The sequence below is a fragment of the Sulfitobacter sp. AS92 genome (genome assembly GCF_038900015.1).
In the GTDB taxonomy this organism is placed as follows: domain Bacteria; phylum Pseudomonadota; class Alphaproteobacteria; order Rhodobacterales; family Rhodobacteraceae; genus Sulfitobacter.
In genome coordinates this window covers 468,055-483,540 of record NZ_JBBMQL010000002.1, presented here as the reverse complement: position 1 = coordinate 483,540, position 15,486 = coordinate 468,055, and the positions used below count along the sequence as shown (strand labels likewise).

The 15,486-nt window shown below is 61.9% G+C and carries 15 protein-coding genes and 1 riboswitch; of the genes, 11 read left to right on the top strand and 4 right to left on the bottom strand.

What is annotated here, in order from left to right; genetic code table 11:
• The first annotated feature begins 5 nt into the window (after positions 1–5).
• Positions 6–329, top strand: a complete 324-nt coding sequence (locus WNY61_RS05480; RefSeq protein ID WP_007119369.1) for a 2Fe-2S iron-sulfur cluster-binding protein — start codon at positions 6–8, stop codon at positions 327–329.
• Complete coding sequence (locus tag WNY61_RS05475) at positions 329–1,024, top strand: VCBS repeat-containing protein (protein WP_342850444.1); 696 nt, start codon at positions 329–331, stop codon at positions 1,022–1,024. Before WNY61_RS05480 ends, WNY61_RS05475 begins: the two co-directional genes overlap by 1 nt.
• A gap of 41 nt (positions 1,025–1,065) precedes the next feature.
• Here the strand turns inward: WNY61_RS05475 and purD are convergent, their stop codons facing one another.
• Positions 1,066–2,331, bottom strand: coding sequence for a phosphoribosylamine--glycine ligase (gene purD, locus WNY61_RS05470; protein ID WP_342850443.1), 1,266 nt, complete (start codon positions 2,329–2,331; stop codon positions 1,066–1,068).
• A 70-nt stretch (positions 2,332–2,401) separates the two neighbouring features.
• Here purD and xseA point away from each other — a divergent pair, with 70 nt between their 5' ends.
• Positions 2,402–3,976 (top strand): exodeoxyribonuclease VII large subunit, encoded by a 1,575-nt coding sequence (xseA, locus tag WNY61_RS05465; protein WP_342850442.1) that lies wholly within the window; start codon positions 2,402–2,404, stop codon positions 3,974–3,976.
• Positions 3,977–3,982: 6 nt separating this feature from the next.
• Here the strand turns inward: xseA and WNY61_RS05460 are convergent, their stop codons facing one another.
• Together WNY61_RS05460 and WNY61_RS05455 are read right to left on the bottom strand one after the other, a co-directional pair.
• Positions 3,983–4,372 (bottom strand): hypothetical protein, encoded by a 390-nt coding sequence (locus WNY61_RS05460; protein ID WP_342850441.1) that lies wholly within the window; start codon positions 4,370–4,372, stop codon positions 3,983–3,985.
• 42 nt (positions 4,373–4,414) lie between these two features.
• Positions 4,415–5,416 (bottom strand): alkane 1-monooxygenase, encoded by a 1,002-nt coding sequence (locus tag WNY61_RS05455; RefSeq protein WP_342850440.1) that lies wholly within the window; start codon positions 5,414–5,416, stop codon positions 4,415–4,417.
• A 160-nt stretch (positions 5,417–5,576) separates the two neighbouring features.
• On the opposite strand from WNY61_RS05455, the gene WNY61_RS05450 reads away from it, so the two are divergent.
• Together WNY61_RS05450 and ftsY are read left to right on the top strand one after the other, a co-directional pair.
• Positions 5,577–7,289: an NAD(P)H-dependent oxidoreductase subunit E gene (locus WNY61_RS05450; protein ID WP_342850439.1), complete on the top strand. Its 1,713-nt coding sequence runs from the start codon at positions 5,577–5,579 to the stop codon at positions 7,287–7,289.
• A 95-nt stretch (positions 7,290–7,384) separates the two neighbouring features.
• On the top strand, positions 7,385–8,788 hold the full coding sequence (gene ftsY / locus WNY61_RS05445; RefSeq protein ID WP_342850438.1) for a signal recognition particle-docking protein FtsY: 1,404 nt from the start codon (positions 7,385–7,387) through the stop codon (positions 8,786–8,788).
• A 33-nt stretch (positions 8,789–8,821) separates the two neighbouring features.
• On the opposite strand, the gene WNY61_RS05440 is transcribed toward ftsY, so the two are convergent.
• Positions 8,822–9,307, bottom strand: coding sequence for an MgtC/SapB family protein (locus tag WNY61_RS05440; RefSeq protein WP_342850436.1), 486 nt, complete (start codon positions 9,305–9,307; stop codon positions 8,822–8,824).
• A gap of 63 nt (positions 9,308–9,370) precedes the next feature.
• Here WNY61_RS05440 and WNY61_RS05435 point away from each other — a divergent pair, with 63 nt between their 5' ends.
• The 6 genes from WNY61_RS05435 to WNY61_RS05410 all read left to right on the top strand — a co-directional run bounded on the left by WNY61_RS05435 (position 9,371) and on the right by WNY61_RS05410 (position 15,447).
• On the top strand, positions 9,371–10,273 hold the full coding sequence (locus WNY61_RS05435) for a DMT family transporter (RefSeq protein ID WP_342850435.1): 903 nt from the start codon (positions 9,371–9,373) through the stop codon (positions 10,271–10,273).
• A 10-nt stretch (positions 10,274–10,283) separates the two neighbouring features.
• Positions 10,284–10,889: an inner membrane-spanning protein YciB gene (locus WNY61_RS05430; RefSeq protein ID WP_342850433.1), complete on the top strand. Its 606-nt coding sequence runs from the start codon at positions 10,284–10,286 to the stop codon at positions 10,887–10,889.
• Between the two features lie 60 nt (positions 10,890–10,949).
• Positions 10,950–11,026: riboswitch (SAM riboswitch) on the top strand.
• Positions 11,027–11,091: 65 nt separating this feature from the next.
• A complete protein-coding gene (gene metZ, locus WNY61_RS05425; protein WP_342850432.1) occupies positions 11,092–12,282 on the top strand; it encodes an O-succinylhomoserine sulfhydrylase in 1,191 nt (396 codons plus the stop codon).
• Between the two features lie 77 nt (positions 12,283–12,359).
• Positions 12,360–13,451 (top strand): GTP cyclohydrolase FolE2, encoded by a 1,092-nt coding sequence (gene folE2 / locus WNY61_RS05420; protein ID WP_342850431.1) that lies wholly within the window; start codon positions 12,360–12,362, stop codon positions 13,449–13,451.
• 217 nt (positions 13,452–13,668) lie between these two features.
• Positions 13,669–13,917, top strand: coding sequence for a hypothetical protein (locus WNY61_RS05415; RefSeq protein ID WP_342850430.1), 249 nt, complete (start codon positions 13,669–13,671; stop codon positions 13,915–13,917).
• Between the two features lie 81 nt (positions 13,918–13,998).
• Positions 13,999–15,447, top strand: coding sequence for a TrkH family potassium uptake protein (locus WNY61_RS05410; RefSeq protein ID WP_342850429.1), 1,449 nt, complete (start codon positions 13,999–14,001; stop codon positions 15,445–15,447).
• Positions 15,448–15,486 lie beyond the last annotated feature (39 nt).

Sequence of the window (15,486 nt, the reverse complement as noted above, 5' to 3'; positions counted from 1 at the left end):
TCACAATGGCCAAAATCACCTATGTCGAACATTCCGGCACCGAACATGTGGTCGAGGTGGCCAATGGTCTCACGGTCATGGAAGGCGCGCGGGACAATAACATTCCTGGCATCGAAGCCGATTGTGGCGGCGCCTGCGCTTGCTCCACCTGCCATGTCTATATTGACCCGGCTTGGGCGGAAAAGCTGCCAGCGATGGACGACATGGAAGAAGACATGCTCGACTTCGCGTTTGAGCCTGATCCAGCGCGCTCGCGCCTGACCTGTCAGATCAAAGTCACCGATGCGCTGGACGGTCTGCGCGTGCAGATGCCAGAAAAGCAAATCTGATGCGGGTAATCGGCGCAGCCCTGCTTGCGCTGATTGCGACCAGCGCCGCGGCAGAGACAATCACCGCCGCGCGCTACATCTCTCCGACCGGGCGCTACGCCCATGGCATTCTCGGCGACGCGCTGGAATGGGGCGGGTTACAGTTGTCCTTGGCAGACGGAAGCGCACGGCGTTTCGATCTGCCCCGCGACCATGTTTTCGAAGATATCGCCCCCCGGCTTGTCGATGTGACCGGCGATGGCGCCCCCGAAGTGTTGGTTATCGAGACCGATGTGGACCGGGGCGCGGCGCTGGCGATCTATGGCCCCGAGGGTAAGATCACCGAGACACCCCATATCGGCCAGAGCAACCGCTGGCTTGCCCCCCTTGGCGCGGCGGATCTGGATGGCGACGGTGCGATTGAGATCGCCTATGTCGACCGCCCCCATCTGGTGCGGGTGCTGCGGGTCTGGCGTTTTGCCATTGGCAGTCTCAGCGAAGTCGCCCAGATGGAGGGGCTCACCAATCATCGAATCGGTGAGCAATATATCTCAGGCGGTATCCGTGATTGTGGGGGCGTGCCGGAAATGGTGCTGGCGGATGCCGATTGGCAGCGCGTGGTGGCCGTCACCTTAAAAGGCGGGCAGCTTGCACAGCGCGACATCGGCCCCTTCGCGGGGGCCGAGAGCTTTGCGGCAGCTCTTGCCTGTGAATGAGGCGCTGGTGCGGCTCTAGAGTATCGTAAAGCCGCCGCCTATCAGCTCAGCGCGCGCCAGCCGATGTCGCGGCGGCAGAAACCTTCGGGCCAATCGATTCCGTCAACCATCGCATAGGCACGCTCTTGCGCCTCGGCCAGCGTAGCGCCCCGCGCGGTGACGTTCAGCACGCGCCCGCCATTGGCCAAGATCGCCCCGTCTTTTGCCACGGTGCCCGCGTGGAACACCATATTGGCGCTGTCTTCGGGTAGGTTTTTCAACCCTTTGATCTCGCTACCCTTATCGTAGGCGCCGGGGTAGCCATTCGCCGCCATCACCACGGTCAGCGCGTGGTCTTCGGCCCAGTTAACCTGAATATCGGCCAGCGTGCCCCTGGCGGTCGCCTGCATCAGATCAAACGCCTGCGCGCCGAGCCGCATCATCAGCACTTGGCACTCCGGGTCGCCAAAGCGCACGTTGTATTCCACAAGCCGTGGTGCGCCGTCTTTAATCATCAACCCGGCATAGAGCACACCCTGATAGGGCATCCCCCGCTTGGCCATCTCGGCCATGCAGGGGCGGATGATTTCGTCGAGGGCGCGGTCGGCGATTTCGTCGCTCAGCACAGGGGCGGGGGAATAGGCGCCCATGCCGCCAGTATTGGGGCCGGTGTCGCCGTCGCCGACGCGCTTGTGGTCTTGGGCCGTGCCGATGGGCAGCACTGTCTCTCCGTCGCAAAGCACGAAGAAGGAGGCCTCTTCGCCCTCCATGAACTCTTCGATCACGACTTCCGTGCCCGCATCGCCAAAGGCACCGTCGAACATCTCATCCACGGCAGCCAGTGCTTCGGCGTCGGACATGGCGATGATGACACCTTTGCCCGCCGCCAGACCGTCGGCCTTGATGACGATCGGCGCGCCTTGCTTTTCGACATAGGCGCGGGCGCTGGCGGCATCGGTGAAATGGCCATAAGCCGCCGTTGGGGCATTGCAGGCGTCGCAGATTTCCTTGGTAAAGGCTTTGGAGGCTTCCAGCGCCGCCGCCGCTTTGGAGGGGCCAAACACGTCGAAACCCGCCGCGCGGAGGTCATCGCCCACGCCCGCTGCCAAGGGCGCTTCGGGGCCGATGATGACGAAGTCGATGTTATTGCCCTCGCAGAAGGCCACCACCGCCGCGCCGTCCATGATATCCAGTTTTGCGCATTGCGCGATGGCCTCGATGCCCGCATTGCCTGGTGCCACGATCAGCTTGTCGCATTTGGGGTTCTGCATGACCGCCCAAGCAAGTGAATGTTCGCGGCCACCGCTGCCGAGGATCAGGATATTCATGCCGCGCACTCCCTTGGACTTCTTTGCCCCGCGTTCTAAGCTGGGGTGCCCACAGACACAAGGTGCCCAGATGGATCTGTTCGACGACCCCGCCCCCGGTGCAAACAGCCCCGAATTTACCGTCACCGAGCTTTCTGGCGCGATCAAACGGGTGATCGAGGGTGAGTTTGCCCATGTCCGGATTCGGGGTGAGGTGGGCCGCGTCAGCCGCCCGCGTTCGGGGCATGTCTATCTTGACCTCAAGGATGACCGTTCGGTGATTTCCGGGGTGATCTGGAAAGGCGTCACCGCGCGGCTTGAGACCCAGCCAGAAGAGGGGATGGAGGTCATCGCCACCGGGCGCATCACCACCTTTGGCGGGCAATCGAAATATCAGATCGTCATCGAGGATATCAAGCCGGCGGGCATGGGCGCGCTGATGGCGCTGTTGGAGAAACGTAAAGCAGCGCTCGCGGCGGAGGGGCTGTTCGCCCCTGAACGCAAGCGGCCGCTGCCGTATTTGCCTGATATCATCGGCGTTGTGACCTCGCCTTCAGGGGCTGTGATCCGCGATATCCTGCACCGGCTGCGCGACCGGTTCCCGCGCAAGGTGCTGATCTGGCCGGTTGCCGTACAGGGCGCGAAATGCGCGCCCGAAGTTGTGTGCGCCATCGAAGGGTTCAACCGGCTCACCCCCGGTGGCGCGCTGCCACGGCCCGATCTGTTGATCGTGGCGCGGGGTGGGGGTTCGGTCGAAGACCTTTGGGGATTTAACGAAGAAAGCGTGGCCCGCGCGGCGGCGGCCTCGGACATCCCGCTGATCTCTGCCGTGGGGCATGAGACCGATACAACGCTCATCGACTTCGTATCTGACAAACGCGCACCGACCCCAACGGCGGCAGCGGAACTTGCCGTGCCCGTACGGCATGAACTGGCGGCGTGGCTGGAGGGGCAGGGCGCAAGGATGCGACAGGCGCTGAGCCAAGGGCTCACCCGGCGCGGCCAGCGCATGCGCGATGTGGCGCGGGCGTTGCCACGGGCCGATACCTTGTTGGAAGGGCCGCGCCAACGGCTTGACCGGGGGGGCGAAAAACTCGCCCCCGCGCTCATCGCCGGCGTCCAAGGCCGCCGCGTGAAACTGGCCGATATGTCCGGCGCGCTACGCCCCGGCACCCTGCGCCGCCATCTGGATGCCGACCGGCAGCGACTGACAAACCTTTCGGCGCGGCTCGATCCAGCATGGCAGCGCAATCTGAAAGGGCGAAACGACTTTCTAAAAACCCGCCTTGATCGGTTCCACCCTGAAGTGCTGCAGCGCCAAATCCTGCGCCGCCGAGAGCGGCTTGCTGATCGTACGCAGAATTTCCGACCAGAGGTGTTGTCGCGTGATCTTGCGCGGCAGGATGAGCGGTTGACGGAAGTGTTGGCCCGGCTGGCGCGCGCGGGGCAGGCCGCGCAGGACCGCCGCCGACGGCAGATCGACGCGCTTGGCCGGACCTTGGGCACACTTGGCTACCGCGAGACCCTCGCGCGCGGTTTTGCCGTGGTGCGCGGCGATGGCAATGTGGTGACCAGCGCCGAGGCCGCTAAATCCGCCACGCGTTTGGAAATCGAATTCGCGGATGACCGGTTGGAGGTTCTGCGCAGAGAGGATGCCCCCAGCTAAGGCGCGCTACACCCCCACTTCGGGCCCAAGGCAAAGCAATGGGTCGTCTTGCTCTTCTGCCTCATAAAGCTCGGTCTGGGAGGGGTCGTTCTCGAACCGTGCCACCAATCCGCGCGGGCCTTTGCTAAAGCTCCAGCATTGGGGGGTGAGGTTGTCTTCGTACACAAAACAGATCAGCCCATCTGCCTCATACCAGCGACCGTCCTTGCAGCGCCCATCTAGAAACGACCACTGCACGCGCTGGTTCTCGTGATAAACCTCGGCCCCGTAGGGCGCGCCGGATTTGCCGTAATAAAGTGTTTTACCCTTGGTATAGGTATTGAATTCCGTCGCCGACATCTCGGCCAAGACGGGCAGGGGCAGAAGGGCGCAGATCAGGACGAGGGCATGTTTCATAATGCCCAGCCTGCCAGAAGCCCGCGTGCCGCGCCAGTGAGATCAGCCACGGCCCCAGCGTGCGACGCGGGCGTCCATAACCCGGCGCCAGATCGGCGGGGCTAGGGCAATCACGGCCATGATCGGTAGCGAATAGGGCAGTTTTGGCATCTCTTCGGTCACCTCCAACGCTGGGAAGGCGCGGGCGGGGCGCATGTGGTGGTCCGAATGGCGCGGCGCGTTCAGCATCATCGCCGCAGAATACCATTTCGGCGCGTTCCAGCTGTGCTGCGGGCCAATCGGCTCGAACCGGCCATCGGCGCGCTGCTGTCGGCGCAGCCCATAGTGCTGCACATAGTCCGACAGCAGCAGCTGCATCTGTGCATAAGCGGCAAGGCCCAGATAGCCGAGCAGCCCGGGGACGCCGCCCAGAAGCAGCGCTGTGAGCAGAGCCAGCGCCGCGCCGCCAAGGTAGACCACATAAGGATGCAGCCCGCGTGCCCCGACCTTGCGCGCTCGCTGCGCAGTGTCGGCCCGCCACCCGGCGCGAAACTCGCCCCAACTTGCACTGAGTAGAAAGTGCCAAAACCCCATGCCCTTAGGGGCAGAATTTGGATCGGCGGGCGTAGCCGCCGCTGGGTGATGCACCCGTAGATGGGCCGAGACATGATGCCCATGCAACAAAGAGATATAGATCGCCGTGCCAATCCGCCGGTGCAATCGCCGCGGGGCGTGGATCAGTTCATGTGCGTTGGAGTTGCTGATTTGACCCAGAAACAGGCCAAGGGCGGCAAAGATCAGCGCCCGGTCCCAGACCTCCAGATGCGCGGCACCGCCAATCGCCCAGACCCCAAGCGGCAAGAGCAGCAAGTGCGCGACAGCCAAGGCGAGGGTCAGTGCCCGGCCAGACCTTTCGGAGAGCGGGACCGCGCGGCCCAAACGGTCCATAAACGCGACATGCACAGTGATCGACAAAAGCGCCAGCACAGGCCAGACCCCGCCCCAAAGGGCGGCGGCGGCGATCAGCATCGCCGGGGTCAAACTCGCGATCACATACCAAAGCATGCGCGTTCCCTTAATCGTGGTGCGCCTTGCGGCGTATCCGCACCATTCTGCCCGCCGCGCGACCTGCGCACAACGCAAACGCCCGCGCGATTGTCGCTTTTCGGTCGCCGGGCTGCCTATGAATTTGTTACCAAGGCGGAAAGCAAGGTGGAGGAACGACATGGCGCTGGATGATCACGACAAGGCTGCGGCGGATGGACCGCAAAAGGGCGTCTGGAAATCCGGCAAGGGGAAGGGGCGGCATCATCCTAAGGGGCGGCAGTTGCAGGACGCGCCGTGGGAGGAGGTTCGCGCACTTCTGGGCGAGCGCCCGCGCCACCGCGATCTGCTGATCGAGTTCTTGCATCTGATCCAAGACCGCTATGGACACCTCTCTGCCGCGCATCTGCGCGCCTTGGCCGAAGAAATGCGTCTGTCGATGGCCGAGGTCTATGAGGTTGCCAGTTTCTACGCGCATTTCGACGTGGTGAAAGAGGGCGAGACCCCACCGCCCGCGCTGACCATCCGTGTCTGCGATTCGCTGTCTTGTGAACTTGCCGGGGCGCAGGCGCTGAAGTCGGCATTGGAAGAGGGGTTGGATCCTACGCAGGTCCGCGTGCTGCGCGCGCCTTGCATGGGGCGCTGCGATACCGCGCCAGTGCTGGAACTGGGGCACAACCATATCGACCACGCGACGCCCGAAAAGGTGCAGACGGCGATTGCAGCACAAGACACGCATGCCCAGCTGCCAGACTATGAGCCTTATCAAAGCTACACGAATACAGGTGGTTACGAGGCGCTGTTGAACCTGCGCGCGGGCGGTGATTGGGAAGCGGTGCAAGAACAACTGTTAGAGGCCGGGCTACGCGGGCTTGGCGGGGCGGGCTTCCCCTCGGGCAAGAAGTGGGGCTTTGTGCGCGCCAATCCGGGGCCGCGGTATCTGGCGGTGAACGGTGACGAAGGCGAGCCGGGCACCTTTAAGGACCGCTGGTATCTTGAGCGCAGCCCTCACTTTTTCCTTGAGGGAATGTTAATTGCCGCATGGGCCGTGGAAGCCGAAAAAGTCTTCCTCTACATGCGTGACGAATACCCCGCGGTGCTGGAAATTCTGCGGCGCGAGATTGCGGCGCTGGAGAATGCGGGCGTGATCGCCCCCGGTTATGTCGATCTACGTCGCGGCGCGGGCGCCTATATCTGCGGTGAAGAAAGCGCCATGATCGAGAGCATCGAAGGCAAGCGCGGCCTGCCGCGTCACCGCCCGCCTTATGTGGCGCAGGTGGGGGTCTTTGGCCGTCCGACATTGGTGCATAACATAGAGACCCTGCACTGGATCGCCCGCATCTGCCGCGAAGGGCCGCAGGTGTTGAACGCGACCGAAAAGAATGGCCGCAAGGGACTGCGCAGCTACTCAGTCTCGGGCCGTGTGGCGGAGCCAGGGATGTACCTGCTGCCCGCAGGCTCCACCATCACCGATATCATCGCGGCGGCGGGGGGCATGGCCGAGGGGCATGTGCTGAAGGCGTACCAACCGGGTGGTCCGTCCTCGGGCCTGCTGCCCGCGTCGATGGATGACGTGCCGCTCGATTTTGACACGCTGCAACCGCATGGCTCGTTCATCGGCTCGGCGGCGGTGGTGGTGCTGTCAGAGCACGACAGCGCCCGTGCGGCCGCGCTCAACATGTTGCGGTTCTTTGAAGATGAAAGCTGTGGGCAGTGCACGCCGTGCCGGGTGGGTTGCGAAAAGGCGGTCAAGCTGATGCAGGAAGATCGCTGGGATCGAGGGCTGATGGAGGAGCTTTCGACCGCGATGGTTGATGCCTCAATCTGCGGGCTGGGGCAGGCGGCGCCGAACCCGATCCGGCTTGTGATGAAGCATTTCCCAGACGAAATCTGACCTCGACCCCTGCCAGCACGCTTGATCTGCCCGGGCGCCCTTCCATCTGCGCGGGCAAGCCTATAGATCATGACAAAACTGCATGGGAGACGCCAATGGCCTTCTTCACGAAGCTCAAGGACCGCTTGTTCAAATCCTCGTCCAAGATCGACGAGGGGCTGGAGGCGATTGTCAGCGATGGCGGCGAAGCGGAGGCCGAGGCGGCCCCCGTAGACGCGGTGATGGACCAGCCCGGTGTGGCGTCAGATGTGATGCCCGACGGGCAGGATGACAGCGGCCCGATGCTGGCCGCCGAGCGGGACGACGCTGAAGAGCCCGAGCCCGCCCCGGAGCTTGACCCAGTCCCAACGCCCGAGCCAGTCCCCACGCCCGAGCCGACGCCGGATCCGGTGACCATCCCCGACCCCGAACCGCAGCCCGAGCCCCCAGTCGAGCCAGAACCGCAGCCCGTGTCGGACCCGGGGCCCACGCCCGAACCCGTGCAAGTGCCCCCCGCTGTCGATCCCGGACCAACTCCGGCGCCGAGCGAAGTTCCCCCCATCGATCTGCGCCAAGCGATGACCCCGGTAGCACCCGCGCTGGACGAGGCCTCCGCCGATGCTGCCCCCGCGAAGCCGGGCCTTCTGGGGCGCCTCATGGGCCGCAGCGCCGCTCAGCCGGTGGTGCGTCGCACGCTGGACGATGACATGTTGGAACAGCTCGAAGAGCTGCTGATCAGCGCTGATATGGGCGTTGATACCGCGCTGCGCGTCACCGCGAACATGGCCGAAGGGCGCTTTGGCAAGAAACTGTCGGTGGCCGAGATCAAGCAACTCCTTGCTAGCGAAGTCAGCCGCATCATGGAGCCGGTCGCACGGCCTTTGCCGATCTATTCCAAGACCCCGCAGGTGGTGCTGGTGGTCGGCGTGAACGGCTCTGGCAAGACGACAACCATCGGCAAACTGGCGTCACAATTCCGCGCGGCGGGCAAGAAGGTCGTAATCGCCGCTGGCGACACCTTCCGCGCTGCTGCGGTGGAGCAATTGCAGGTTTGGGGGGATCGCGCGGGCGTGCCGGTATTGACCGCCGCGCATGGCAGTGATCCGGCGAGCCTTGCGTTTGATGCGATGGGCCGCGCGCAGGAAGACGGCGCAGATTTGCTGCTGATCGACACCGCAGGCCGATTGCAAAACCGGGGCGATTTGATGGAGGAATTGGCCAAAATCGTCCGGGTGATCCGTAAAAAGGATGAGACCGCGCCGCACAACACGCTTTTGGTGCTGGACGCGACGACCGGGCAGAACGCGCTTAATCAGGTGAAGGTTTTTCAAGAGATTTCGGATGTTAGCGGTCTGGTTATGACCAAGCTCGATGGTACCGCTAAGGGCGGCGTTCTGGTGGCGCTGGCTGACCGCTTTGGCTTGCCGATCCATGCGGTGGGTGTGGGAGAGCAGATCGACGATCTGTCGCCTTTCGACCCGGACGAATTTGCCGCTGCACTGGTCGGAATTGATGCCTGACAATACCTCGGCCGTCGTGCTGTTTGGCCCTGCTTACTCGTGGGTCCCGAGCATTTTCTCGATCTGGCGCAGGACCACGAGCACGAGCACCACGATCCCCGCCGTGAGGCAAGCGAGCAAAATCTGCCCCGCACCGCAGGCAAGACCAATGGCCCCGGCCAACCACATGGACGCGCCGGTGGTGATGTTGCGCACCTCGCCGTTCGAGGTAAAAATGATCCCCGCGGCGAGGAAGGCGACGCCCGCCGTGACCGCCTCGATCAAGCGCAGTGGGTCAAAACGCATCTGGTCGCCCTTGCCGAATTCCAGACTGCCCAACTCCTGCCCGATGATGATAAACAGACAGGCTGCGATGGCCACCAAGATATGGGTGCGCAGCCCCGCAGGCTTGTCGCGCCGCTCGCGCTCGAAGCCCACAACACCGGCCAAGAACGCCGCCATCAACAACCGCGCCGCCGCGACGGTTACGGGCACTTTGGAAAAGCTGTTGGTCAGATCGGCGAGCAGGCTTTCGAACATAGAATTTCCGATTGTTGAGAGGGCTTTCAAGGCTAAACCGCTCGCTGCGCCGGTGGTTCCGCAATGACCGAATGGCTGTTGTCGATCGAAGGCACGCCCGCGGGCCATACTGCGGCGCTTTGGCTGGCGCTTTCGGCGGCCTTTCTCCATGCGGTCTTTGGAGCGCTGCAAAAGGGGCGGCATGATCCGTGGCTGACGCGCGGGGCGATTGATGTGTCCTACTGCGTGATGGCTGCGCCCTTTGCGCTCTTCGTCGTGCCGTGGCCCGAGCCACATATGTGGCTGATCTTTCTCGGCGCCTTCGTGATCCATGTGATCTACAAGCTGTTGCAGGCTTGGGCCTATACCAAGGGCGCTTATACGGTGGTTTACCCTGTGGTGCGCGGCACGGGGCCGCTCTTTGCAGTGGTAGGGGCCTATTTGATCTTTGACGAGCGGTTCAACGCGGTGCAATGGCTCGGCGTGGCTGTGCTGCTCAGCGGTATCTTCGGGCTGGCGGTCTATAATCTGCGCAATCTTGTTGCCGCGCGCGATACGCTGCACGCGGCTTTGGGTCTTGCCGTGCTCACGGGCTTGTTCGTGGCGCTTTACACCACATATGACGCATATGGCATTCGCGCCACGGCTGATCCTTTCACCTTCCTCGCGTGGTTTTTCATGATCGACGGGCTGGTGATGCCGGTGATTGCATGGCGGCGCTGGCATAGAATGGAGAACCCACCCGAGGTGGCCCCGCTGATGTTGCGCGGTGTCTTTGGCGGGTTCATTGCATTCGCGAGCTTTGGATCGGTCATGCTGGCCACGCGGCTAGATAAGGTGGGCGAGGCGGCGGTGCTGCGCGAGACATCGACCGTCTTTGCCGCGCTGATCGGGGTGCTAGTGCTGAAAGAAACCGTCGGCCCGCGCCGCATTGCGCTGATGGCGCTGATCGCGGCTGGGGCGGTGATTGTTGAAATGGGCGGCTAAAGGAATAGGCATGTCAGAACCAAAAGAGATCAACCCAATGCTGCGTGCGGCGCTGGAATACGGGCCGGTGCTGGCCTTCCTCGTCGCCTATTTGTGGTTGAAGGATAATACCTACACCTTTGGCGGGACCGAATATGACGGGTTCATCGTCGTCACGGCGATGTTCGTGCCGCTTTTGGTGCTGTCGACCGGGGCGCTTTGGGCGCTGACGGGCAAGCTCAGCCGGATGCAGGTCGCCACCGTGGTGCTGGTGGTGATCTTCGGCGGGCTGTCGGTTTGGCTGAACGACGACCGCTTCTTCAAAATGAAGCCGACGCTGATCTATGTGCTCTTTGGCGGTCTGCTGGCCATCGGCCTGCTGCGGGGGCAATCCTACCTGAAATACGTCATGGAAGAGATGATGCCGCTGCGCGATGAGGGCTGGATGCTGCTGACCAAACGGCTGATGTTCTTCTTCTTCGGGCTAGCGCTGGCGAATGAGCTGATCTGGCGGTTCTTCTCGACGGACACATGGGTCTATTTCAAGACATTCGGTCTGACGGCTGCGATTTTCGTTTTCTTCATGGCGCAGGGCAAGCTGTTCGAAGCCTACGGCGAGAAGAAAGATCAAAGCTGACCCTGCCAATCTTAACCTCGCCTGCGCGAAGTGATTGACCTGTGGCGCTGCTCGGCGTACTTCCACTCGCGTGGCGATTTGTTACCGGATTGTGGGCCACGTTAAACATGCCGCTAAAAGGTCAGGATGAAAGACCCCCTTTCGCTTGGCCGCGTCTGGGGTTTTTTTATGCCCGCAAGGTCGGGTCGGAAGGATGAGATACATGAGCAATGACCGTCACCCACGCACCCAAGCGATCCACGCAGGCACCCGCCGCAGCCAGTATGGCGAGGTGAGCGAGGCGATCTACCTCACCCAAGGTTTCGTCTATGACAGCGCCGAACAGGCGGAAGCGCGTTTCGAAGAGATCGGACCAGATGAGTTCATCTATGCCCGCTATGGCAACCCCACGGTGGCGATGTTCGAAGACCGCATCGCCACGTTGGAAGGGGCCGAAGACGCATTCGCCACCGCCAGCGGCATGGCGGCGGTTTCGGGTGCGCTGATCTCGATGCTGAAGGCGGGCGATCATGTGGTGTCGGCGCGTGCGCTGTTCGGTTCCTGTATCTATGTGCTTGAGGAAATCCTTGGCCGCTATGGCGTTGAGGTCACCTTCGTCGATGGCAGCGATCTGGGCGCATGGGAGGCGGCGATCCGCGAGGACACCCGCGCCGTGTTCTTTGAATCCGTCGCCAACCCGACGCTTGAAGTGATCGACATCGAAGCCGTCGCCAAACTCGCTCATGCCAAGGGCGCGCTGGTGGTGGTCGATAACGTCTTCGCCACGCCGGTCTTTTCCCGCGCGATCTCGCAGGGGGCGGATGTGGTGATCTATTCGGCGACCAAACATATCGACGGGCAGGGGCGCGCGCTTGGCGGTGTGGTGCTGGGCAGCCGCGATTTTATCCGCGGCACGCTTGAGCCCTATATGAAGCACACCGGCGGCTCGATGAGCCCCTTTACCGCGTGGATTATGCTCAAGGGGCTCGAGACCATTGACCTGCGGGTGCGGGCGCAAGCGGCCAGCGCACAGGAGTTGGCAGAGGCGCTCGAAGGCCACGCAGCATTGGCGCGGGTGCTTTATCCCGGCTTGGCCGCGCATCCGCAGAACGCGCTGGTGATGCGGCAGATGGGGGCAGGCGGCACCGTGCTGTCGATCGACCTGAAGGGCGGCAAAGCGGCGGCTTTCGCGTTCCTGAATGCGCTGCAGGTGGGGGTGATTTCCAACAACCTTGGCGATGCGAAAACCATCGTGACGCACCCGGCCACCACGACGCACCAGCGTTTGCCACAGGAAACCAAGGACCTTTTGGGCATCACACCGGGGCTGGTCCGCGTTAGCGTGGGGCTGGAATATACCGGAGATCTTAAGGCTGATCTGTTGCAGGCCTTGGATGCGGCGACGCAAGCCTAACCTGATGTGTCGCAGGCGCGGTGGCATTTTTGCCCCGCGCACCATACATTAGGGACGAAAGACCGGAGGGCCGCGCAATGAATATCGTGACTGAAATGTCCGAAACACCGGATCGGGATGCGGCAGAGGCCGCGCTCGCCACGCTGCGCGCTTGGGCCGATACGGCAACTCCTGCAGAGATTGCTGCGCTTGATCCAGCGATGTCGCAGATGTTGACCTCTGCCGAGTATCCGGCGCTCAGCCGGGCCTACCCCGAAGATTTCACCGCCGGCGACAATTACCGCGCCAGCCTGCCTGATTTGCAAAACGGCCCCTCCAGCCTGATCCGGGGCGCGCAGCAGCTGATCCAGCATGTCGGCATCTCGAACTTCCGCCTGCCGATCCGCTACCGCAGCCGCGAGGGCGGGGATATGCGGCTGGAGACCTCGGTCACTGGATCAGTCTCGCTCGATGCCGAGAAGAAGGGCATTAACATGTCCCGCATCATGCGCAGCTTTTACCGCCATGCAGAGGCGACCTTTAGCTTTGAGGTGATCGAAGCGGCGCTGGACGATTATAAGACCGATCTGGAAAGCCTTGATGCGCGGATCCAGATGCGCTTCTCCTTTCCGATGAAGATCGCCAGCCTGCGGTCCGGGCTGACGGGCTATCAGTATTACGACATCGCACTGGAACTGGTTGAGCAGGACGGAGAGCGCAAAAAGATCGTCCATCTCGATTACGTCTATTCCAGCACCTGCCCCTGTTCGCTGGAACTGAGCGAACATGCGCGCGAGACACGCGGGCAGCTGGCGACGCCGCATTCGCAACGTTCCGTCGCACGCATCTCGGTTGAGACGCGGGACGAAGGCGATTGCCTGTGGTTCGAAGACCTCATCGAAATTTGCCGCCGCGCTGTGCCGACCGAGACACAGGTGATGGTCAAGCGCGAGGATGAACAGGCCTTTGCCGAACTTAACGCCGCCAATCCGATCTTTGTCGAGGATGCAGCGCGGCTGTTTTGTGAACAGCTTTTGGCCGACGGGCGCGTGGGCGATTTTCGCATTGTCGCCAGCCATCAAGAAAGCCTGCACAGCCATGATGCGATTAGTGTGCTGACCCAAGGCGGTACATTTGCGGCGCAGAGCATTGATCCTAAGCTCTTTAATACGCTCTTCCACGTCGGTTGAAACTCGCCTTACGGTCCATTCACCTGCCGGTTCTTTGCACCCGCAGCGACATGCGTGTCCGTTGTGACATGCCCGTCGTAGTTTCTTTATTGTATATTTCCCGTATTTTAGCCCTGCAAGCAACGCCCAGCCGCTATGCATAAACGTCGGTTCTGCTGCGACGCAGCATTGCCTATCTAATGGTCATCGAAATACTGAAAATTGCAAAGGCAATCAAATGACCTACCAGAGCACCGCTCATCCCGCCCACTCCGTTTCACCCCTTGATGGGCTACGGCGCGCCGGTGCCGGTTTGCGCCGCTTTTTCGTGGGGATCGCCCACGGCCTCCAGGTGAGCTCCACTGCTCACCGTCGGTTTGAACAGGTCCAAATCCTGCAAGCCAAAAGCGACGAAGATCTGGCCGCACTCGGCATCAAGCGTGACGACATCGTTCACCACGTTTTCAAAGACCTCTACTACATCTAAGACGACACGGATCGGGGCCAAATCGCGCCCCGGTCCCGTCTCGGCTTGACAGCGACGAGCGGCCAAGCCAACGCTGCGCCCATGTTGGATATACGACCTGTCGGATATGTCGTGGGCCTTTTGGTGGCCGTGCTTGGCCTTGCCATGATCATCCCGATCTTGGTCGATCTGGCCGAGGGCCGGGGCCAATGGTGGGTTTTCGTCGAAAGCGCACTGATCACGACGTTGGGTGGCGGTATGATCGCCCTCGCCAGCGCCAATGGGGTCCGCGAAGGGCTTACCATCCAACAGACATTCATGTTGACCACCGGCGTTTGGCTGATGCTGCCGCTGTTTGGCGCGTTGCCGTTCATTCTGGGCGCGACAGAGGCGAGCGTCACCGACGCCGTATTTGAGGCCATGTCGGGGCTGACCACCACCGGTTCCACCGTATTGTCGGGGCTTGAGGAACTGCCCAAAGGCCTGCTTATTTGGCGAGGGATCCTGCAGTGGTTGGGCGGCATTGGTATCATCGTTGTCGCCATGGTGTTTCTGCCTGAATTGCGGGTTGGGGGGATGCAGATCTTTAAATCCGAATCCTTTGACACTTTTGGAAAAATTCTGCCGCGTGCGGGGCAGATCGCCACCCAGATTTCTGTGATTTACCTATGGCTAACGCTGGCCTGTATGCTGAGCTATCTCGCCCTTGGCATGAGCACCTTTGACGCGACGGTTCATGCGCTGACCACTGTCTCAACAGGCGGGTTTTCGAACTACGATGCGTCTTTCAGCACCTTCTCTGGCCCGGCCGAATATGTTGCTGTGGTTTTCATGATCCTCGCGGCGCTGCCGTTCGTACGCTACGTGCAATTGATCAACGGCAACCCAGTAGCGCTGCACCGTGATCCGCAGGTGCGGGGCTTTCTGTTGACCGTAGCATTTCTGGTGGGGGTCGTTTTCCTCGTTCTGCGCAGCGGTTTTACCTATGAAAGCGAGCGGATGCTGCGCGAAGCACTGTTCAACATCACATCGATCATTTCGGGCACCGGCTATGCTTCGGCGGACTACATGCAATGGGGTGCCTTCGCAGTAGCACTGTTTTTCTTCATCGGGCTGATCGGTGGCTGTGCGGGCTCGACCACCTGTTCGATCAAGATCTTCCGCTACCAATTGCTCTTTGCCTCCATCCGCGCACAGCTGCGGCGGATCCGGTCACCGCATGGCATCTTTACCCCGCGCTATGATGGCCGCCCGGTGGGGGGCGACGTGCTGAGCTCGGTGATGTCGTTCTTCATGTTCTTCGTGGTATCACTGGGGCTGATCTCTGTCGCGCTCAGCCTCACTGGGCTGGATTTCGTCACATCCATTTCGGGTGCTGCGGCGGCGCTGGCCAATATCGGGCCGGGTTTGGGGCCGATCATCGGACCGGCGGGGAACTTTGGCAGCCTGAACGACACGGCGAAATGGATCCTAATCATCGCGATGTTAATCGGACGGCTGGAACTGATGGCGGTCTATGTAATGTTTACCTCGAAATTCTGGCGCGCTTAAAACGCGAAAGGGCGGCACCTTTGGCGCCGCCCTTTGCGT

What these genes read in the sequence shown, in the direction of transcription:
- WNY61_RS05480 (WP_007119369.1), top strand. Translation starts at nt 6, where the DNA reads ATGGCCAAAATCACCTATGTCGAACATTCCGGCACCGAACATGTGGTC.
- WNY61_RS05415 (WP_342850430.1), top strand. Translation starts at nt 13,669, where the DNA reads ATGACCTACCAGAGCACCGCTCATCCCGCCCACTCCGTTTCACCCCTT.
- purD (WP_342850443.1), bottom strand. Translation starts at nt 2,331, where the DNA reads ATGAATATCCTGATCCTCGGCAGCGGTGGCCGCGAACATTCACTTGCT.
- ftsY (WP_342850438.1), top strand. Translation starts at nt 7,385, where the DNA reads ATGGCCTTCTTCACGAAGCTCAAGGACCGCTTGTTCAAATCCTCGTCC.
- WNY61_RS05455 (WP_342850440.1), bottom strand. Translation starts at nt 5,416, where the DNA reads ATGCTTTGGTATGTGATCGCGAGTTTGACCCCGGCGATGCTGATCGCC.
- WNY61_RS05450 (WP_342850439.1), top strand. Translation starts at nt 5,577, where the DNA reads ATGGCGCTGGATGATCACGACAAGGCTGCGGCGGATGGACCGCAAAAG.
- WNY61_RS05440 (WP_342850436.1), bottom strand. Translation starts at nt 9,307, where the DNA reads ATGTTCGAAAGCCTGCTCGCCGATCTGACCAACAGCTTTTCCAAAGTG.
- metZ (WP_342850432.1), top strand. Translation starts at nt 11,092, where the DNA reads ATGAGCAATGACCGTCACCCACGCACCCAAGCGATCCACGCAGGCACC.
- WNY61_RS05430 (WP_342850433.1), top strand. Translation starts at nt 10,284, where the DNA reads ATGTCAGAACCAAAAGAGATCAACCCAATGCTGCGTGCGGCGCTGGAA.
- xseA (WP_342850442.1), top strand. Translation starts at nt 2,402, where the DNA reads ATGGATCTGTTCGACGACCCCGCCCCCGGTGCAAACAGCCCCGAATTT.
- WNY61_RS05410 (WP_342850429.1), top strand. Translation starts at nt 13,999, where the DNA reads ATGTTGGATATACGACCTGTCGGATATGTCGTGGGCCTTTTGGTGGCC.
- WNY61_RS05460 (WP_342850441.1), bottom strand. Translation starts at nt 4,372, where the DNA reads ATGAAACATGCCCTCGTCCTGATCTGCGCCCTTCTGCCCCTGCCCGTC.
- WNY61_RS05435 (WP_342850435.1), top strand. Translation starts at nt 9,371, where the DNA reads ATGACCGAATGGCTGTTGTCGATCGAAGGCACGCCCGCGGGCCATACT.
- WNY61_RS05475 (WP_342850444.1), top strand. Translation starts at nt 329, where the DNA reads ATGCGGGTAATCGGCGCAGCCCTGCTTGCGCTGATTGCGACCAGCGCC.
- folE2 (WP_342850431.1), top strand. Translation starts at nt 12,360, where the DNA reads ATGAATATCGTGACTGAAATGTCCGAAACACCGGATCGGGATGCGGCA.